This is a genomic window from Acetobacter ghanensis, from assembly GCF_001499675.1.
Taxonomy (GTDB): Bacteria; Pseudomonadota; Alphaproteobacteria; order Acetobacterales; family Acetobacteraceae; genus Acetobacter; species Acetobacter ghanensis.
Window position 1 is genome coordinate 2029706 of record NZ_LN609302.1, and the last position, 20515, is coordinate 2050220.

A 20515-nucleotide genomic window follows, 5' to 3' on the forward strand; every position below is an offset into this window, starting at 1 on the left:
ATAGGCGAGACGTTTGACACATGCCGGAGCTTGGCTTACCGCATCAATCATGACGTCTGATCCCGCATTCCGTCCAGCCACCGCGGTTCTTCTAGCCGCCGGGCTAGGCACCCGTATGAAGTCCTCCCGGCCCAAGGCCCTGCAACATCTTGCTGGCGGGCCCATGCTGGCCCACCTGCTTAAAAATGCAGCAGAGGTATTTGACCGTCTGGTGGTCGTAATTGGGCCGGAAATGGCAGATGTGGCAGACGTTGCCGCCCCCTACCCTGTGGTCGTCCAGCACGAACGGCTGGGCACTGCCCACGCTGCCTTGCAGGCGGCTGACTGGTTTGGGGAAGGAGATGTTGCCGTTCTTTATGCCGACAATCCCCTTATTTCCGCACAAACACTGGCAGCTCTGCTGGAAGAACGACGCAAGCCCGATGTAGGGTTGGCCCTGCTAGCCATGCGCCCGGCAGACCCAGCCCGTTATGGCCGTGTTGTAACCAATGCAGGCAATGTGGAACGCATTGTGGAATGGTCGGACGCCACCCCGGAAGAACGCAGCATAGACCTGTGTAACGCAGGCGTTCTCTGCGCCGATGCGGCCGACTTCCGCCGGTGGCTTCAGGCTGTACGGAATGATAACGCCAAGGGAGAATTCTATCTGACGGATGTTGTGGATCTGGCCGTTGCCGAGCACGTGCAGGTCCGCGCAGTGGAAGCGGCAGAAGATGAACTACGCGGCGTTAACTCCCGCAGCGAACTGGCTCAGGCCGAGGCGGCTCTGCAAAAGCGGCTGCGTCAGAACGCCATGGACAACGGGGTTACGCTTGTTGCCCCGGAAACTGTCTTTTTATCCACCGACACGCAGCTTGCCGCGGACGTGCTGGTTGAACCCAATGTTGTTTTTGGCCCCGGCGTTATTGTGCATGAAGGTGCGGTCATTCGAGCTTTCAGCCATCTGGAAGGCTGCGAGGTGCACTCTGGCGCAATTATCGGCCCGTATGCACGCCTGCGACCAGAAACCTCCGTTGGCGAAAACGCACGGGTCGGCAATTTTGTCGAACTCAAAAGTGCAGAGCTTGGCGCGGGTGTTAAAGTTAACCATCTGTCCTATATAGGGAATACACAGGTAGGTTCACGCTCCAACATCGGAGCGGGAACCATTGTGTGCAATTACGATGGTGTTTTCAAACACACCACATCCATCGGCAAGAATACGTTTGTCGGCTCCAACTCCGTGCTGGTAGCACCGGTAGAGATAGGGGATAACGCCCTTATTGCCGCTGGCAGCACCATTACGGAGAATGTGCCGCCAGATGCACTGGCTCTGGCACGCGCACGCCAGACCACCAAACCAGAGCGTGGCAAACTGTTTAAGAACGCCCTGAAGGCAAAAAAGGAAAACGGCTAATGTGTGGAATATGCGGCGTTGTCGGGTTACGCCACGCAACTCCCATTGTGCTGGAAGGTCTACGACGGCTGGAATACCGTGGATATGACTCCGCTGGCATTGCCACGCTGGTCAATGGGCAGGTGGAACGGCGCAGGGCCGCAGGCAAGCTGGATAATCTGGCCAAATTGCTGGAACAGGACCCGCTGCCGGGTAAAACAGGCATTGGCCATACCCGCTGGGCCACCCACGGCGCCCCCACAACCTGCAATGCCCACCCTCATGGCACGTCCCGCGTAGCCATTGTGCATAACGGCATTATTGAAAACTTCGAAACCCTGCGTCTGGAACTTGAAGCCGCCGGACAGGTTTTTGAAACCGAAACCGACAGTGAAACCATTGCCCTGCTGGTGGACTACTATCTGCAACAGGGTCTCACCCCCAAGGATGCAGCTCTTAAGACGCTCAAACGTTTGGAAGGGGCATATGCCGTTGCCATGATCTTTGCCGGTCATGAAGGGCTTATGATCGGAGCATGTAACAATGCACCGCTGGCTGTCGGCTTTGGGGATGACGAACTGTTCCTTGGTTCGGACTCTCTGGCGCTGGCGCCGCTAACCCGCCGCATTACCTACATGGAAAATGGGGACTGCGTTGTCATTACCCCCAAAGGGGCGGAATTCATGACATTTGATGGCGCGCCGATTGAGCGCCCCATCCAGATTACCGCTCTGACGGCTGGCTCCATTGGCAAGGATGGCTACCGCCATTACATGGAAAAGGAACTGCACGAACACCCTCTGGTTATCGGGCAGACCCTCCAGCGCATGATCGACCCGGCAACACGCAAGGTCGTACTACCCGATATGCCGTTTGACCTGGCAACCGTGCCCCGCGCGGTCATTACCGCCTGCGGGTCGGCCTTTTATGCCGGTATGGTCGGCCGCTACTGGCTGGAAGAAATTGCACGTCTGCCGGTGGATATCGACGTCGCCAGCGAAATGCGCTACCGCAACCCGCCGCTAACCGCAGGGTCCTTGGGTCTGCTCATCTCCCAGTCGGGTGAAACCGCAGATACACTGGCAGCCCTGCGTAGCCTGCGTGAAAAAGCCATCCACATCCTCTCTGTGCTCAATGTTGAACACAGCACCATGGCGCGTGAGAGCGATGTGATGTTGGGGACGGTAGCAGGACCAGAAATTTCTGTGGCGTCAACCAAAGCCTTTACCGCACAGTTGACTGTACTGGCCTGCCTGACCATTGCCACGGCCCGCGCCAGAGGCAAGCTTGACCCCTTGGGTGAGGAAGAGCTGGTAGCCGCACTGATGGACCTGCCTAGCCGCGCAGCAGAAGTGTTCAACCAAGGGGACGCCATTCGGCGGATGGCCAGCATTGTGGCCGAAGCGCGGGACGTTCTTTACCTTGGTCGGGGCAGCATGTTCCCCGTAGCCATGGAAGGTGCGCTCAAGCTGAAAGAAATCTCCTACATTCATGCAGAAGCCTATGCAGCGGGGGAAATGAAGCACGGCCCCATTTCCCTGATCGACCGTACAGTGCCGATTGTTGCCAGCGTGCCGTCCACACCTCTGTTCGACAAAACTCTGTCCAACCTGCAGGAAGCCAAGGCCCGTGGCGGCCGCCTGCTGGTGTTTACCGATACAAAAGGAGCAGAGCGGGTTTCGGCCATTGCCGAGCAGATGGTTGTTCTACCGCATGTGCACGACTTTGTTGCGCCTATACTGCAAACCATCCCTGTGCAGATGCTGGCGTACGAAGTGGCCGTGTCCAAAGGCACCGATGTTGACCAGCCGCGCAATCTGGCAAAATCCGTAACGGTGGAATAACCGAACGTACAAAAACTGGCTGTGATCGTTATGACCACAGCCAGTCTTTGTGCACACACTTACGGAACCTGTTTGGGGGTCTCGTCCAACCGCAGGACAATATGCCCCATTTTTGGATGTTCAATTTCCATTCTAACAACTGACATCCCAATATTGGGGATGTTCTCAAACCACACCCGTCCGATCTGTGGTTGCCTGAGCTTGCTGAACTGCCCGTTGGCGGTAAAGCCCTTGACCTGCTGCAAAACAAAATTGCAGGTCACAGCCTCCTTCCCCCAAGCTTTTTCTGCCCCCGCAGGGGGGCGTCCTGCCCCCGTATTGCGCACTTCCAACGTGCTCAGCCGCAATCCGTCAAAAAGCTTCTGCGGCGCCTCCTGACAACGCTTCTGGGTTTGCAACTGGTGCAGCAAGCCAACAAGAACCGCCACAACATCCTGTGCGCCCGTCCTTTCCTCCTGCGTTACCTCTTCACGGCTTCCTCTGGGTGGCTCCTGCACGGTAATCTGAGGGACACCTGCCTGATACACCATGTGCAGATGACTCTGCTCGTGGTTGTAGGTCCCGGCACTGTCATACTGGTTTGGTTCGGCCAGCCCATTGGCAAAAAACTGTCCGGTTCCCTGCATCCGCATATCTGTTTGCACAAACAGGCCAAAAAAACCGGCAGTCTGAACCTGCGCAACCCCGCTATAGGCACTGTCTCCCAACCTGTAGGAAACATCGGCGGTCAGAACATGCAGCCCATGCACGTTAATAAGGTAACGCGCGGATGTCTGGGGTAAAACCTGCTCCGCCCGCACCTGTGGCGACAAAAAAGAGGGAGCTACGGGCAGCAGACCGCTCATCCATACAAAGGCAATGCCACACGCAATACGGCAGCGGAAGTTTGTCTGGCTCCTGCTACCCAGAACACCGGCAAAAAGCATTTTCTATTCCTGTCTGCCTGCTATGGAGGCTATCAACCCGCGCGGTATCCAAGCCGGAAGGAAACAGCCTCGGCCAACCGGGATGCAACTGCCCCCAGCCGCTCCACACTGTACCGCCCCAGTTCGGTCTGCGGCAGGCTGATGCCTATACCCGCCATGGCACGACCTGAATGGTCTTTGACGGCAGCACCAAAACACCACAGCCCGTCATGCACCTGCTCATCATCCACCGCGTAACCACGTTCCTTGATTTCACCAATCTCACGCACCAGCGTTGTCACGGAGCAGATACCGTTCGGTGTTAGCGGCTGCGGCCATGTTGTAACCGGATGTAGCGCCAGCCACTCCCGAAAAGATGCGTCATCCATACCAGCCAGTATGGCATTACCTGTGGCCGTAAATATGGCAGGTAGGCGCATACCGACCCGAAAAGAAGCCCCCAGCACGGTCGCGCTGTTACGGCAGGCCACATAAACAACCTCTGCCCCCTCCAGCATGGTGAGCGTGACGGTAAAGGACTCCAGATCGGAGCGAGTCTCCAGCACATGGTAGAACTCAGTCACCAGATCCCGCTTTTCCGTCACGTCTCCTGCCCAGTCGAGCAGACGTGTACCAAGCCGGTAGCCTTGGGTAGCTGTTTTTTCCAGCAGCCCCAGCTCCTGCATGACCGCCAGAAGGCCGTGGACCGTACTGCGCGGCAGATCAAGCTGTCTGGCCACATCGGCCGCCAACGGCGGCTTGCTGGAGTCCTTGACCAGATCAAGAATGCGAACGGCCCGGCGAAGAGCGGGAACCGTATCCTGCGATTTGGACATGTTATTCTTATTTTCCGTGTTGACAGGAGAGGCTCATATCTTCATATTCCACATACGGGATCGAGTTCAATATAATGAACAACAAAAAGCAGAACACGATCTTGCCGCGCACAAGATGTGGTGGAAGTCTGGCACAAGAACCCGGAACAGGGCAGCAGGCTTCCACCCACTACAGGCAGACTTCATAACATCTCGCTCCTTCTCCTGTGGTGCGCTACATTGGGTGCCTTTCCTGCCACAAAAGCAGCAAGAGGGCAGCACCTTGGTAACAAGCATTTACGATTTTACCCTACCCGCACTGGATGGCACCAGCATTGACCTGAGTGCGTATAAAGGACAGCCGATCCTGATTGTGAACACGGCTTCCAAATGCGGGTTTACCCCACAATACGAAGGATTGCAGGCTTTGTGGACGCAGTTCCGCAAAGCTGGGTTGGTTGTTATTGGCGTACCCAGCAATGATTTTGGGCAACAGGAACCCGGAACATCCGAGGAAATCGCCACATTCTGCCAAAAAAACTATGGCGTTGACTTTCCCATGGCCGCCCGCAGCCCGGTCAAGGGGGATGCAGCCATACCACTCTTTAAATGGCTGGATGGAGAACTGGGCTATCTGGCCCGGCCACGCTGGAACTTTTTCAAGTATTTAATCGGCCGCAATGGCCAGCCCGTTACGTGGTTTTCCTGCCTGACGTCCCCAACGTCCGCGCGTGTCCGCAACGCCGTTGAACGGGCTCTGCTTCCAGCCTGACAAACCCGAAAACAGAAACAGCGGCAAAGCCCCCTCTTAAACAAAGGGCTTGCCGCTTTTTTTGTTTTACCGAGGGACTAGCTTGCCATCCCGTAGGGTCACAACCCGGTCCATCCGCGGCAGGAGTTCTTCGTTATGGGTTGCCACCAATGCGGCCAACCCCCGCTGACGTACAGCCCCCAGCAAAGCAGCAAACACCGCATCCGCCGTGTGCACGTCTAGATTACCTGTTGGTTCATCCGCCAGCAGCAAAGACGGTGCATTGGCCAGAGCTCGCGCAATGGCCACACGCTGCTGCTCCCCACCCGAAAGCTTGCCCGGCAGGTGGTTGACACGATGAGCCAACCCAAACATGTCCAACAGCCGCTCGGCTTCCTGCCGGGCTGCGCGTTTGGATACGCCCGCTATCATCTGTGGCAGAACAACATTTTCCCGCGCGGTAAATTCACCGAGCAGGTGATGGAACTGGTAGACAAAACCAATTTCATCCCGCCGCAGGGCGGTGCGCCCGGCATCTGCCATGTTCCGGGTTGATTGTCCGCTAATAACAATATCACCCGCATCTGGCGTATCCAGCAGCCCTGCCAGATGCAGCAGCGTGGACTTACCGGTGCCAGATGGCGCAACAAGGGCCACAATCTCCCCCGCGTGCAGGGTAAAGTCAGCCCCCCGCAAAATGGGCAGCACGTCGTGCTCCCCACTCCGGTAGGTTTTTTGGACGCCTTGCAGGCGTAGCACCACATTATCACTCATGACGAAGCGCCTCGACCGGGTCCGTTTTGGCCGCACGCCATGCCGGATACAATGTTGCCAGAAGCGAGAGCAGCAGCGCCATGGCAATAACCTGCCCAACCTGCCCCCATTCCAGTTTGGCAGGCAGATGCTCGAGGTAATACACCTCCGGGTTAAACAGGTTTGTGCCCGTCAGGCTTTGCAGAAGCTGGCGAATACGCTCAATGTTCATACAGAACACAATGCCAAGCGCTGTGCCCGCCACAGTGCCGGTTACGCCGACCGAGGCGCCGCACATCAGAAAAATACGCATAATGGCACCACGGCTAGCTCCTATGGTGCGCAACACCGCAATATCCGCCGTTTTATCCTTCACCATCATAATGAGGGAAGAAATGACGTTAAACGCCGCCACAACAATGATCAGGGTCAGGATCAGGAACATAACATTCTGCTCCACCTGAACAGCGCCAAACAGGGCGTTATTTGCGGTTGTCCAGTCCAGCACGCGCAGACCGGGGTCATCCACCGCTTTAACAATAGCTAAAGTGACCGGGCGCACATGCTCCGCATCCTTTGTGGCCACCTGAATTTGCGTCACCTTGCCCGGCATCTGAAAATAGACCTGAGCCGCGTGCATGGGCAGGAACACAACGCTGGAATTATAGTCATTCACACCAGCATCAAAAATAGCGCTGACATGGTAGGACCGCACACGCGGCACAGTGCCAAATGCAGTTGCGGCCCCTTCGGGCGAGACCAGTGTGAGACGTGAGCCAATAGACAGGCCAGCCCGCTCCGCCATGGTTACACCCACCACAATGGAGTCATCTCCCTGACCAAACTGGTCGAGTGAGCCTGCCACCAGAGAACCGCTTACAGCCTTAAGGTCCTGCAAACCCTGCGCCGTAATGCCGTGCACAACGCCACCTGCGCTGTACGAACCAGCACTCAGCAGCACCTGCCCTTCTATAATGGGTGTAGCACTTAACACATTGGGGACGGAGCGCACTTCCTGCGCCACATCCTCATACTGCGAGATGGTGCGCCCTGCGCCATAAACGGTCAGATCCCCGTTCAGGCCCAGAATACGCCCCATAAGATCGGCCTGAAAACCGTTCATCACCGCCATGACAATGATAAGCGTTGCCACACCCAGAGCAATGCCAACCAGCGAGAAGATGGCGATGATGGAAACAAATCGCTCCCCTCGCCGCGCGCGAAGGTAGCGGCCAGCCACTGCACGCTCGAAAGGACCGAACATGATGGTCAGCCTGCCAGAACCAGAGCCAGCGCCTCATCCACGCTCAGCTCCTGCCGTTCACCCGTTGCACGGCGTTTGAGTTCCACCCGGCCTTCCTTCGCACTGCGTGGCCCCACAACAATCTGCCACGGATGACCCATTAGATCCGCATCCGCAAATTTGACCCCGGCACGCTCGGCACGATCATCATACAGGAAGTCTTCTGGCGCCTTGCTGTAAATCTGCTCGCATACGGCATCGCACAGCTCATCCCCCGATTTCAGGTTCAGAATGACTGCGCGGAAGGGCGCAACGGAATCTGGCCAGATAATGCCGTTGTCATCATGGCAGGCCTCAATAATGGCCCCGGCAAGACGCGAAACCCCAATGCCATAGGACCCCATTTCCGGGAAGAACTGCGCACCATCAGCACCGCTGACGCTCACACCCATGGATTCCGTGTATTTGGTGCCAAAGTAGAAAATATGCCCGACTTCAACTCCGCGGCCTTCCCGCCGCTGGGCTTCCGGCACAGCTTCCCACGCAGTGGCATCGTGCATCTCATCCGTAGCCGCATATGGCGTGGTAACACGGGTAAAGAACGCTTCCAGAGCCTCGGGGCTGTTGGTGTCCACGGGCTCATCTAGCCAATCCTGATCTTCCAGAGCGGCATCATAGAACACACCGCTCTCGCCCGTTGGGGCCAGAATCAGGAATTCGTGGCTCAGTTCACCACCAATCGGGCCTGTGTCAGCCCGCATGGGCACAGCCCGTACACCCAGACGCTGGAAGGTACGCAGGTAGGCCAGCATCATGCGGCGATATGTGGCCACGGCGGATGCGTAGTCTACATCGAAGCTATAGGCGTCTTTCATCAGGAATTCGCGGCCGCGCATCACACCAAAACGGGGGCGCATTTCATCGCGGAATTTCCACTGGATATGGTACAGAACCTGCGGCAGATCTTTGTAGGACTTGACCGTCTGCCCGAACAGGTCCGTCACCATTTCCTCATTGGTCGGCCCGTACAGCAGTTCACGTTTGTGGCGGTCCTGAATACGCAGCATTTCCGGGCCATAGGCATCGTAACGGCCTGAGCGGCGCCACAGATCGGCGGACTGCAAGGTTGGCATCAGCACTTCCTGTGCATCCACCCGGTCCTGCTCTTCCCGCACGATCTGGCTGATGTTGCGCAGCACCTTAAGCCCGGCAGGCAGCCAGGCATAAATGCCAGAAGCCGTCTGGCGGATCAGCCCTGCACGCAGCATGAGCCTGTGAGAGACGATCTGCGCCTCTGCCGGATTTTCCTTGAGGGTGGGAAGAAAGCTGCGCGAAAGACGCATGTGCATTCGGCCTTGTCAGTTGGCAGACCTCCGACAAAAAGAGGTGCGCCTGTGTTGTCTGTTATTGAGCTGTAAAACAGCCATGAACGAAAGAAAACCCGGCAGAACCGGGCTTTCTTGTTCGTATCGGTATGACGTCCCTTAAACGCGCAGCACGTGCACATCCACCAACGGACGTTTTTGCAGCTTCCGCCCCAGAGCGCGGCGCAGGGCCGTTTTGGCGGCCTCACGGAAAGCATCGTCTTCATTCCGCAGTTCGTCAGGGATGACGTCCAGCGCATTGGCGAACTCTTCACGCACCCGTACGCTTTCCAGATCATCCGGGTCCAGCAGGCCGGGAGCGCTCACCTTGGGGTCGCCAATCACAAAGCCTTCGTCATCCACCGCAAAGCTGCCGATAACAATGCCGTTGAACAGCATTTTACGGCGCGCAGCCAGCACGCCACCGTTCATGGGCAGCAGGCGGTTGCCGTCCAGCGCCAGACGGCCTGTGGGAGCGGTATCCACCACTTCCAGCTTACCGGGAGAAAGACGCAGAATATCGCCGTCTTCCAGTAGGATGGGAGCAATACCCATTTCCTGTGCCAGAGCGGCCTGTGCGGTCAGGTGCCGCCATTCGCCGTGCACTGGCACCACGTGCTGGGGCTTGAGCAGTTCGTACATCTTCTGCACATCACCACCCGTGGCATGGCCAGACACATGCACAAAGTGTTCGCGGTCGGTAATGACCTTAACACCGCGCTTTGCCAGATTATCCTGCACCGCCATAATGGCCCGTTCGTTCCCCGGGATCATACGGCTGGAGTAAATGACCGTATCCCCTTCCCCGAGGGAAATATTGGGGTGCACATCCATGGAAATGCGCGACAGGGCCGAGCGCGGCTCGCCCTGACTGCCCGTGATGATCATGAGCAGCTGGTCATCGGGGACATCGTTTACGTCCTGCTCGCTCAGGAACGGCAGCACGCCAGACAGATAACCACACTCACGCGCAGCCGTGTCCAGATTACGCAGGGAGCGCCCGACCAGCACGACAGTCCGCCCCGCGGCCTGCGCCGCCATGGCTATGGTTTCCACACGCGCCACGTTGGAAGCAAAGCATGTAACCGCAATGCGGCCCTTAAGGCTGGCCACCAGTTCGGTCATGCTCACACGCACTTCGGACTCGGAGCGCGAGGGGCCGGGCTTCATCACATTGGTGCTGTCACACACCAGAGCGAGCACCCCTTCCTTACCAATTTCGGCAAGGCGGTTCAGGTCCGTTGCCGGGCCAACCAGCGGTTCTGGGTCAAACTTCCAGTCCCCTGTGTGCACCACAACGCCTGCCGGAGTGCGCAGAACCATGGACTGGGCTTCTGGCACGGAGTGCGTAACGGGGACAAATTCAATATCGAACGGCCCCACATCAAAGCGGGCTCCGGGCATGATGACCCGAATAGGCACATCCACCAACCGTGCTTCCGCCAGCTTGCGGCGCAACACAGCCGCAGCAAACGGTGTAACGTAAATGGGGCATTGCAGCATGGGCCATACATGCGCCACGGCACCAATATGGTCTTCATGCGCGTGGGTAATAACAAGCCCGGCCAGCTTGTTCCGACGCTCGACGATAAAGGCGGGATCTGGCACCAGAATTTCCGCTTCTGGCGTATCATTCCCACTAAAACCAATACCGCAATCAATAGCCAGCCATGTATCGCCCAGACGATACAGGTTGAGGTTCATGCCGATCTCACCCGTTCCGCCCAAGGGCAGAAAGGCCAGATCGCCGTTCTGTTCAGTCATATTATCCAGTTATCCTTCAGCCAAAAAATCTCGTTCTACTGTCAGTTTCGGCAGGGGATTCCGCCCCGCCAGCAAGCGCAACCCATTAAGGGTCAGCATTGAATCCACATGGTCAAAGACCGTTGTTCCTTCAGAGAAGAGCGGAGCCAGACCACCTGTTGCGAGCACCTTCATGGAAGGCCCCACTTCACGGCGGATCCTCTCGACGATCCCCTCAATCAACCCGACATACCCCCAGAATACCCCTGAGCGCATGGCTGCAACTGTATTCCGCCCGATAGCGGACTCCCCCACCGGACGCCCTATACCAATCCGAGGAAGCCGGGCTGCGGCCTGATGCAATGCCTCGACCGACAGATTAATGCCGGGCGCAATAACACCGCCGCAATAACTTCCTTCCTGGTCCACCACATCGAACGTGGTGGCTGTTCCAAAATCAATCACTGTCAGCGGGCCGCCGTACGTATGGTGCGCGGCAAGCCCGTTGAGCAGACGGTCCACCCCCACTTCATCCGGGTTGTCCATCTTTATGGCAAATCCCCAGTCCAACCGGGCAGAAGCCAGCAGAGGCTCTACAGCAAACCACTGACGGCACAACGTGCGCAAATGGTAAAGGGCTGCGGGCACCACCGTGCCAATAACGGCCCCTTCAATATCATCCGGGGTCAGACCCTGCGACTTCAGCAGCGCCAGCAACCATACCCCATATTCGTCGGAAGTCCGCTGGGGCTGCATGGTAATCCGCCAGACACCACGCCACTTCTCGCCGTCGTGCACTGCAAACACAACATTGGTGTTTCCTGCGTCAATGACAAGTAGCACTCCTAAGCGCCCTTTTCCATAAGCAGAACATCCCCTGTTGCGATTGTCTTCATCCCACCTTCCGTGTTCAGCAGCAGCCGGCCATCTTCTGCCAGACCAGCAAAGTGCCCTTTCTCATAAGTAGTCCCGCCCTGAACGACAAGAGGGGTTCCCACAGGATGCGCCCTCTCCAACCACGCAGCGCGGATAGAGGCGAACCCCTTTTGCCGCCAAAGGCCATGCCATAGTGCCAGCCCGTCCAGCACATGCCGGGCCACGCTCTCCACATCTGGCACCGCACCACATTGCGCCAGACAGGCAACAGGGCGCGCAACCAGATTCTGGGCAGGAGCGGCGGCCAGATTGGCGCCAAGGCCAATAAGAACATAGCCCCCTTCCCGTTCGATCAGAATGCCGCCAACCTTCTGCCCATCAAGCAGAAGGTCATTGGGCCATTTGATCATCAGACGGGATTGAGCAGCGGGAACAGCACGCAACAGCCCATCGTAAAACCCTAGAGACGCCACAAAAGGCCAGCCGCCCAAGGCGTCTGGCCCAGCCTGCGCTGCCTCCAGCACAACGCTGAGGGCCAGCCCCTGCCCTCCGTCCAGCCATGTGCGGCCACGGCTGCCACGCCCTTTGGTCTGCCTGCGGGCCAAAACCGCCAGACCGGCGGCATCATGGCCCGAACGACAGGCATTCAGACAGTAATCAGAGGTCGATGGCAGCTCATCAAAACAGGAGAGCCGCCAAACATCACTTTGCCCGCTCATCCAGCCAGAGCAAGCGCGGCCTGATGCGCCACGGACATGAGTGGCCCAAGAACAAGGATAAAAGCAACTGTGGCAACACCCATCCCGCCCGAAACAAACAGCAGGCTAGGAGCAGGCCGGTCCAGCGTAGCGGCTGGCGCATCAAAATACATGACTTTTACAATCCGCAGATAATAATAGGCTCCCACTACGCTCGACAATGCGCCAATTGAGACCAGCACGTAAAGGCCAGATTGCCACGCTGCGGCAAAAACCATGAACTTGCCAAAAAAACCGGCCAGCGGCGGAGCCCCCACCATGCTGAACATAAACACCGCCAATGCCAGCGCCATACCCGGGTCGGAACGCCCCAGACCGGCCAGATCGGCAATGGAGTTAACCTCCCGCCCATTCCGCCGCATGGCGGTAATGCCGGCGAACACCCCAGCATTCATGACAAAATAAGCTGCCAGATAAATAAGCGTTGCCTGTGTGCCTGCGGTAGAGGCCGCGGCCAGCCCCATCATGGCATAACCCATATGCCCAATGGAGGAATACGCCATAAGCCGTTTGATATTGGTTTGCGGGATAGCAGCAAACGCCCCGTAAACCATGGACAGGACGGACACAGTCTCAATCAGGATCTGCCAGCGAGGCGCCATAGTTCCAAACGGCCCAGCCATGACACGCAGGAACAGGGCAAAAGCTGCAAACTTGGGTGCGCCCGCCATGTAGGCCGTCACAGGTGTTGGAGCACCCTGATACACATCCGGCGTCCACATATGGAACGGAACGGCGGAAAGCTTGAAGCAGAGCCCCACCACAACAAACACAATGCCAACCACAAGCCCCATGGGCGGCATGACCGAGGCCCGGACCGCATCCACCAGCCCGGTATATTCCATGGTCCCCGCATAGCCGTAGACAAGCGAAATCCCATACAGCAGCAAGCCAGAGGCCAGAGAGCCGAGAATAAAATACTTCATGCCCGCTTCGGACGAAAAGACATTATCCCGTTCCAGCGCACAGAGTATATAAATGGAGAGGGAAGACAGCTCGAGCCCGACAAACAACGTCATCAGATTAGCGGATGACGCCATGAGCATGGCACCCAGTGTGGAAAACAACATGAGCACGGGCGTTTCAAACGGCAACGTCTGGCGCTGACTGGTGCGGTAACTGACACACAGAGCCACAGCCACAAAACCACCCGCCAGAATCATCTCCTTCATGAACCGAGCAAAGCCGTCATTCACGAATGTTCCCGCATACCCGGCCCCGGAAGGGGAAAGCAGGACCAGAAAACCACAGACCAGAAAGGCAACAAGGCTAAGTATGGCAGCCGGAAAAAAACCTTCCCCTTTACGCTGGAGCACACCAGCCACCAGAATGATGATACCCGACAAGGCAAGAACAATTTCGGGCAGGGCTACAGTCCAGTTGAACACTGTCACACTCATTGCGCTGCACTCCGCAGAGAAGAGGAAGAGAACACGGTCGGAATGGCGTCAGTCATGTTCGATCACCCACACAACGCAACAGTCAGCAACACCACAAGGCCTGCCAGCATGGTAAAGGCATAAATGGCGATGGAACCGGTCTGGAGTTTGACAGCCTGCAAGGCACCGTCCCGCGTGGCCCGCACAACGTCCAGCGGCAGACCTTCCACAACGCCTTCGTCCCCTTCCTTCCACAGCACACGCGCCAGAGCAGTATAGGGTTTTACGAAAATTGTGTTGTACAGCTCATCAAAATACCACTTGTTGAGCAGGAACCTATAAACCGGCCCAAAAGACCGCGCCAACGCGGCGGGAATATGCGGTGCGCTCACATACAGCACAAAAGCCAGTGCAATACCCGCAAGCCCGGCAAGGCTGGGCAACAGGGCGATTGCCGATGGCACATGCTCGAACGCCTCCATAATGTGGTTGGTCGCACCATTAAAAATGGCACCGTTCCAGAACATGGCCTGATGAGCGCCAATATAAAACGGCGCCAGAAGCACACCGGCCAGCACAGCCCCTATGGAAAGCACCAAAAGCGGCACGGTCATAACTGCCGGGCTTTCATGCGCAGCATCGCGGGCACGAGCATCGTGCGGCTGACCATGAAAGACAAGAAACAAAAGCCGCCAGCTATAAAACGCCGTCAGGAATGCTGTAATAGTGCCCATGGCCCATGCATAATGGCTGAACGAGGCATTGGACGCCCATAGCGCGTTGAGAATGGCATCCTTGGACCAGTATCCGGCAAAAGGAAAAACCCCCGCCAGCGCTAGACTACCCAACCACATAACCCCATAGGTCACGGGCAGTTTTTTCCACAGACCGCCCATCCGAAACATGTTCTGCTCATCGTGCATCGCATGAATAACGGACCCTGCGGCCAAAAACAGAAGGGCTTTGAAAAACGCATGTGTCGTCAGGTGGAATACGGCGGCCTGATACGCCCCCACTCCTACAGCCGCAAACATGTAGCCTAGCTGCGAACAGGTGGAATAAGCGATGGTCCGCTTAATATCCGGCTGCACCATGCCGACAGTTGCCGCAAAAAAACAGGTGGTTGCGCCAATAAGAATAACAAAGATGCGCGTGCCCGGCGCAAACTCCAGCAATGGAGACATCCGCGCCATAAGGAATACACCCGCTGTTACCATTGTTGCCGCATGAATAAGAGCAGATACCGGCGTTGGCCCTTCCATGGCATCGGGCAGCCATGTGTGCAGGAACAACTGAGCCGATTTGCCCATAGCCCCGACAAACAGTAGAAAACAGATAACTTCCAGCATACGGAAAGACACACCACAAACCGTGTAGGGCGTATTCAGCACATCTGGCACGGCAGCAAAAATGGTGTCGTACTGCACAGAATGGAACAGCACGTAAATCAGACCAATGCCGACAAGAAAGAACAGGTCAGCCACACGGTTGACCACAAAGGCCTTGATGGCCGCAGCAGCTGCGGCCGGGCGGTCATACCAGTAGCCAATCAGCAGGTAACTGGCCAACCCCACACCCTCCCAGCCGAAGAAAAGCTGGATCAGATCATTGGAGGACACCAGCATGAGCATGGCGAAGGTGAAGAGCGAAAGGTAGGAGAAAAACCGGTAAGTCGGCATGCTCTCGTGGCTCATGTAACCAATGCTGTAGCAATGCACGAGCAGCGAAACGAGCAGCACCATTGCCGTCATGGTGACGGAGAGTGTGTCAAACCGCAGGGTCCATGTTGCATCAAACCCACCGGCATGAACCCACTGCGCCAACGGCACGCTGGTATGTGGAAAACCAGCCAGCCACGCGCCATACAGCGCACCAACACTGCACAAGGTCGCCACCGCCATGCAGGCAATGGTTATAACTTTGGCGAGCGTATCGCCCATAAACCGACCACCAAGCCCCGCAACAATGGCTCCCACCATGGGCGTAAGCACGGCAACGGAAAACAGGTTGAGTTCTGTTTGCATAACGCTGCTCATCCCTTCATCATCGTCACGTCTTCGACCTGGATGGAGCCGCGGTTACGGAAGTAAACCGTAACAATAGCCAGCCCAATGGCGGCTTCCGCTGCTGCAATGGTCAGCACAAACAACACCATGACCTGCCCCGACAGATCACCATGTGCGGCGGAAAACGCCACCAGATTAAGGTTGGCGGAAAGGAGGATCAGCTCCATGGACATGAGCAGAACAATAATGTTCTTGCGGTTCAGAAAGATACCGAACACCCCCAGAACCAGAAGTGCGGCGCTGACAAACAGGTAAGGTCCAAGCCCCACAGACGCGATTGCCGTATTCATGCGCCTTTCTCCTCAGTTTCCGTCTTTTCCGGTTCACCCGCACCATAGGAGCCGGGAACCGCAATTTCGTAATAGGAGCCTTTGGGGCGCAGGAAACCACCCTGCTCAAACACGTTTTCGCCAAGTGGCAGATTAACAAGCTCCAGCGTTTCTTCACGTGTGCGTGCATGCTGCCTGCCGATGTTCTGGCGGCGACCAGTTGGGGTGTCCCGCAGGGTCAGCACAATGGCCCCTATCATGGCGACCAGCAGCACCAGCCCGCAGGCCTGAAACAGCAGCACATAATGCGTGTAAATAACCGTGCCCAAAGCCGCAGTATTGGTCAGCCCCGGCGCCACAGCCAATGGCGCCACAACGCCAGCGGGCGCCATACGCCAGTTGCTGAAGGCCATAATTAGTTCAGCCAACAACACGCCACCAATACAGACACCTAACGGTGCATAACGCTGGAACCCTTCACGCAGGCGAGTGAAATCAATATCCAGCATCATCACCACGAAGAGGAAGAGAACCGCCACCGCCCCCACGTAAACAATGACCAGAAGCATGGCCAAAAACTCGGCACCAGCGACCAGAAACAGCCCCGCCGCGTTAAAGAAGCCAAGTATCAGGAACAAAACAGCATGAACCGGGTTGCGTGCGCTAATGACCATAGCGGCCGACAGCAGCAAGACCGATGCAAAAACGTAAAAAACGAGCTGTGCCATCATTGACCAACCTCCTGCCCAAACGTGGCCTGCATCGGTTCAGCGATACGGCGCATCGAGTTCTAGCCTCCGTGCAAGCAGAGACTCCCAACGGTCCCCATTCGCCAGCAGCTTGTTCTTGTCGTACATGAGTTCTTCACGGGTTTCCGTGGCAAATTCGTAGTTGGGACCTTCAACAATTGCATCCACTGGGCAGGCTTCCTCACACAGGCCGCAGTAAATGCACTTGGTCATGTCAATGTCGTAACGCGTGGTACGGCGGGAGCCATCATCACGCTCTTCGGCTTCAATGGTAATGGCCTCAGCCGGGCATGTGGCCTCACACAGCTTGCAGGCAATGCAGCGCTCTTCCCCATTGGGGTAGCGCCGCAGAGCGTGCTCCCCCCTGAAGCGGGGAGACAGCGGACCTTTCTCATAGGGGTAGTTCAGTGTGACCTTGGGCTGAAACATCATACGGAAGGTGGAGACCATGCCCGCGGCCAGTTCCTTGAGCAGAAAAGACCGCAATGTGGTGCCAAGAGCGCTCATGAATTTACCCCTCCCATGTGAGGCAGCAGACCTGTTGCCATAAGGAACCCGGCCGTGCCGATCATCCACAGCAGAGAGAAAGGCAGGAACACCTTCCACCCCAGCCGCATAAGCTGATCGTAGCGATAGCGCGGGAACGTGGCGCGCACCCAGATAAAGACAAACAGGCAGAACAGGATTTTAAAAATCAGCCAGAGCGGGCCGGGTATCCATGTCAGCGGCGCAATACCCAGAGGGGGCAGCCAGCCACCAAGGAACAGAATGCTGACCATGGAGGACATGAGGATCATGTTCGCGTATTCGCCCAGAAAGAACAGGCCGAAAGCGAGCGAGGAATATTCCACAAAAAAGCCCGCAACCAGTTCACTCTCCCCTTCGGGCAGATCAAACGGTGCACGGTTGGTTTCTGCCAGAGCGGAAATGAAGAAGACGATAAACATCGGGAACATGGGCAGGCAGAACCAGACATGCCGCTGCGCCAGCACAATATCGTTCAGGTTCAGGCTACCAACCGCCAGCAGGACGGACACAATGACAAGCCCGATGGAGACTTCGTAAGAAACCATCTGTGCCGCAGAGCGCAAACCGCCCAGAAAGGCGTAGCGGGAATTGGAGGCCCACCCGGCAATAAGCATTCCGTAAACCCCAAGAGAGGAAATGGCGAGCAGATACAGAATACCAACATTAATATTGGCAACTGCCAGACCATTCCCCGTGGGAATAACTGCCCATGCCGCCATGGCGAGCGAAAAGGTCAGAAATGGTGCAAACAGAAACAGTGCCCTGTTGGCTCCCGCTGGAATGACCGTTTCCTTCACAATCATCTTGATTGCATCAGCAAAAGCCTGCAACAGACCGAATGGCCCATTAACGTTTGGTCCACGCCGCCGCTGCATTGCGGCCATAACCTTGCGCTCCATAAGCGTAAGGTAGGCAACACCAATCAGCAGTGGCACCAGGACCGCCAGAGTTTCCAGCAGCATAAGCAGGATCTGGCCCACCAGGGTTTGGTAGAAAAAATGTGCCATTGCCCTTACTCCGCCGCTACCGCAGGCACCGTGCCATAAACTTTTGAACATTCAGCCATGGTCAGGCTGGCACGGCTTATGACATTGGTCTGGTAATAATTCTGAATAACCGGCTGCAACGGTGTTGCCATAAGCTCACCATCACGCGCACCGGCACGCTCAGCCGGGACACCTTCTGCCCCGGCCAGACGTGGCGCACTCTTGCCTGCTACGGCAAAAACCGGGTTAACCTGCGCCATATGCGCCCTGAGTTGCTCCAGCGAGTCATACGGCAGTGTATGCCCAACCACTTCGGAAAAAGCCCGAATAATCCGCCAATCTTCCCGTGCCTCACCCGGCGCAAATACGGCACGAAAAGCACGTTGCACACGCCCTGCCGTATTCACATACGTTCCGGGTTTTTCGGTATAGGCTGCTCCGGGTAAAATAATATCGGCCCGTTTTGCCGCCGCATCACCATGATGCCCCTGATAAACAACAAATGTTTCTGGCGGAATACGGTCCAACTGTACGTCATCCGCCCCCAGCAACCACAGAATTTCTACACTCCCGCGAAGCATACTGGCAGCATCGCACCCGTGCGCACCGGGCAAAAAGCCAAGGTCCAGCGCACCAACGCGCGACGCCGCCGTGTGCAGAATGTTCAAACCATTCCATTCCGGCGTGAGCGCTCCACAGGCATGAGCCAGCTCCCGGCAGGCTGCGTAAATTGCAGGGGCGTCCCTACGCGTCAGAGCGGCATGACCTAGGATGATCATGGGTTTCTGAGCATCTTTGAGAACGTCTGCAAAAGCGCTCTTCCCGCTCAGAATATCGGCCAGAGTATCTGGCCCGGCCCCCAACATACTGACGTCATACGTCATATCTGCCGTCGGCACGCCAATCATACCTATGGGAAAACCACCCCGACCGGCCTCTACAAATCGTTTGCGAATACGCGCATTCAGCACAGGTGCTTCGTGCCGGGGCATGGTGCCAACAAGCAGCAATGCATCCGCCTGATCAATCCCGCTGACATCGCTGTTAAACAGGTAGCCGGAGCGTGTCTCTGTGTCATACCACGCTCCATCCTGACGACAATCCAGATTAGGAGACCCCAAACTTTGCAAAAGGTCTTTCAATGCACAGAGGCTTTCTGCATCACACAGATCACCTGCAATCGCACCTATTTTATCGCCTGACACACCATCAAACCGCCTAGCGAGTGCAATCAGCGCATCTTTCCATGATACAGCGGAAATTTTTCCATGCACCCGAACCCATGGGCGGTCCAGACGCCTGCGCTTGAGACCATCAACTGAAAAACGACCTTTATCAGACAGCCATTCTTCATTAACCTCATCATTCACACGCGGAACAATCCGCATGACCTCGCCACCACGCGCCTGCACCTGAATATTGGTGCCCAGAGCATCCATAACATCAATACTATCGGTTTTCTTGTATTCCCATGACCGGGCATGAAAAGCCGATGGTTTGGCTGTTAAGGCACCAACAGGGCAAACATCTATCAGATTCCCCGAGAGTTCAGATGTCAGTGCTTTTTCTACATACGTCGTAATTTCGGCATTTTCACCACGGGAGACCATGCCCAACTCCGGCGTGCCCGCTACCTCCGTGCTAAAGCGCACACACCGTGTGCACTGGATGCAACGCGTCATAACGGTTTTGACCAGTGGCCCCAGATCCTTGTCCGTTACCGCCCGCTTGTCTTCCTTATAACGCGAGATACCGGAACCATAACCATAGGCCTGATCCTGAAGGTCACACTCCCCACCCTGATCGCAGATCGGACAGTCCAGTGGGTGATTGATCAGCAGAAATTCCATAACCGCCCGGCGGGCACGACGCACCACCTCGGTATCGGTAAAAATCTGCATCCCATCGGAAACAGGAAACCCACACGATGCCACTGGTTTGGGCGCACGCGCCACTTCCACCAGACACATGCGGCAGTTCCCCGCGACTGACAGACGTTCATGGTAACAAAAGCGCGGAATTTCTTTACCTGCGGCCTCACAGGCCTGCAACGCGCTGGAACCGGGAGGAACGTCTACCGGTGTGCCATCAACGATTACCCTGACCATTGC

Annotated in this window: 18 protein-coding genes; 3 read left to right on the forward strand and 15 right to left on the reverse strand. The window is 56.7% G+C overall.

The window, feature by feature from the left end; genetic code table 11:
- Positions 1–49 precede the first annotated feature (49 nt).
- The gene (glmU, locus tag AGA_RS09495; protein ID WP_059024044.1) at positions 50–1396 is read left to right on the forward strand and encodes a bifunctional UDP-N-acetylglucosamine diphosphorylase/glucosamine-1-phosphate N-acetyltransferase GlmU; all 1347 of its coding nucleotides are present in this window, start codon (positions 50–52) and stop codon (positions 1394–1396) included.
- Positions 1396–3219 carry a glutamine--fructose-6-phosphate transaminase (isomerizing) gene (glmS, locus tag AGA_RS09500; RefSeq protein ID WP_059024046.1) on the forward strand — a complete coding sequence of 608 codons (1824 nt, stop codon included), beginning with the start codon at positions 1396–1398 and terminating at the stop codon, positions 3217–3219. Before glmU ends, glmS begins: the two co-directional genes overlap by 1 nt.
- A gap of 59 nt (positions 3220–3278) precedes the next feature.
- Here the strand turns inward: glmS and AGA_RS09505 are convergent, their stop codons facing one another.
- Both AGA_RS09505 and AGA_RS09510 read right to left on the reverse strand, forming a co-directional pair.
- Positions 3279–4145 carry a DUF3108 domain-containing protein gene (locus AGA_RS09505; protein WP_059024047.1) on the reverse strand — a complete coding sequence of 289 codons (867 nt, stop codon included), beginning with the start codon at positions 4143–4145 and terminating at the stop codon, positions 3279–3281.
- 32 nt (positions 4146–4177) lie between these two features.
- Positions 4178–4960 carry an IclR family transcriptional regulator gene (locus AGA_RS09510; protein WP_059024049.1) on the reverse strand — a complete coding sequence of 261 codons (783 nt, stop codon included), beginning with the start codon at positions 4958–4960 and terminating at the stop codon, positions 4178–4180.
- Positions 4961–5222: 262 nt separating this feature from the next.
- On the opposite strand from AGA_RS09510, the gene AGA_RS09515 reads away from it, so the two are divergent.
- Entirely contained in the window at positions 5223–5711 is a 489-nt protein-coding gene (locus AGA_RS09515; RefSeq protein WP_059024051.1) for a glutathione peroxidase, read from the forward strand.
- A gap of 66 nt (positions 5712–5777) precedes the next feature.
- On the opposite strand, the gene AGA_RS09520 is transcribed toward AGA_RS09515, so the two are convergent.
- From AGA_RS09520 to nuoG, 13 genes are all read right to left on the reverse strand, one after another.
- Positions 5778–6464: an ABC transporter ATP-binding protein gene (locus tag AGA_RS09520; protein ID WP_059024053.1), complete on the reverse strand. Its 687-nt coding sequence runs from the start codon at positions 6462–6464 to the stop codon at positions 5778–5780.
- Positions 6457–7707, reverse strand: a complete 1251-nt coding sequence (locus tag AGA_RS09525) for a lipoprotein-releasing ABC transporter permease subunit (RefSeq protein ID WP_059024055.1) — start codon at positions 7705–7707, stop codon at positions 6457–6459. Before AGA_RS09525 ends, AGA_RS09520 begins: the two co-directional genes overlap by 8 nt.
- 5 nt (positions 7708–7712) lie before the next feature.
- A complete protein-coding gene (gene proS / locus AGA_RS09530; protein ID WP_059024057.1) occupies positions 7713–9029 on the reverse strand; it encodes a proline--tRNA ligase in 1317 nt (438 codons plus the stop codon).
- A 141-nt stretch (positions 9030–9170) separates the two neighbouring features.
- Positions 9171–10814: a ribonuclease J gene (locus tag AGA_RS09535; RefSeq protein WP_059024059.1), complete on the reverse strand. Its 1644-nt coding sequence runs from the start codon at positions 10812–10814 to the stop codon at positions 9171–9173.
- A gap of 9 nt (positions 10815–10823) precedes the next feature.
- Positions 10824–11636 carry a type III pantothenate kinase gene (locus AGA_RS09540; protein ID WP_059024061.1) on the reverse strand — a complete coding sequence of 271 codons (813 nt, stop codon included), beginning with the start codon at positions 11634–11636 and terminating at the stop codon, positions 10824–10826.
- 2 nt (positions 11637–11638) lie between these two features.
- Entirely contained in the window at positions 11639–12388 is a 750-nt protein-coding gene (locus tag AGA_RS09545; RefSeq protein WP_059024063.1) for a biotin--[acetyl-CoA-carboxylase] ligase, read from the reverse strand.
- Complete coding sequence (gene nuoN / locus AGA_RS09550; protein WP_059024066.1) at positions 12385–13827, reverse strand: NADH-quinone oxidoreductase subunit NuoN; 1443 nt, start codon at positions 13825–13827, stop codon at positions 12385–12387. Before nuoN ends, AGA_RS09545 begins: the two co-directional genes overlap by 4 nt.
- A 62-nt stretch (positions 13828–13889) precedes the next feature.
- The gene (gene nuoL / locus AGA_RS09555) at positions 13890–15830 is read right to left on the reverse strand and encodes an NADH-quinone oxidoreductase subunit L (RefSeq protein WP_059024804.1); all 1941 of its coding nucleotides are present in this window, start codon (positions 15828–15830) and stop codon (positions 13890–13892) included.
- A gap of 8 nt (positions 15831–15838) precedes the next feature.
- On the reverse strand, positions 15839–16162 hold the full coding sequence (gene nuoK, locus AGA_RS09560; protein ID WP_059024068.1) for an NADH-quinone oxidoreductase subunit NuoK: 324 nt from the start codon (positions 16160–16162) through the stop codon (positions 15839–15841).
- Entirely contained in the window at positions 16159–16872 is a 714-nt protein-coding gene (locus AGA_RS09565) for an NADH-quinone oxidoreductase subunit J (RefSeq protein WP_059024069.1), read from the reverse strand. The genes nuoK and AGA_RS09565 overlap by 4 nt, the downstream gene beginning before the upstream one ends.
- A 36-nt stretch (positions 16873–16908) precedes the next feature.
- On the reverse strand, positions 16909–17397 hold the full coding sequence (gene nuoI, locus AGA_RS09570) for an NADH-quinone oxidoreductase subunit NuoI (protein WP_059024071.1): 489 nt from the start codon (positions 17395–17397) through the stop codon (positions 16909–16911).
- Positions 17394–18425, reverse strand: a complete 1032-nt coding sequence (gene nuoH, locus AGA_RS09575) for an NADH-quinone oxidoreductase subunit NuoH (RefSeq protein ID WP_059024073.1) — start codon at positions 18423–18425, stop codon at positions 17394–17396. Before nuoH ends, nuoI begins: the two co-directional genes overlap by 4 nt.
- 5 nt (positions 18426–18430) lie before the next feature.
- Positions 18431–20512 carry an NADH-quinone oxidoreductase subunit NuoG gene (gene nuoG / locus AGA_RS09580; protein WP_059024075.1) on the reverse strand — a complete coding sequence of 694 codons (2082 nt, stop codon included), beginning with the start codon at positions 20510–20512 and terminating at the stop codon, positions 18431–18433.
- Positions 20513–20515 lie beyond the last annotated feature (3 nt).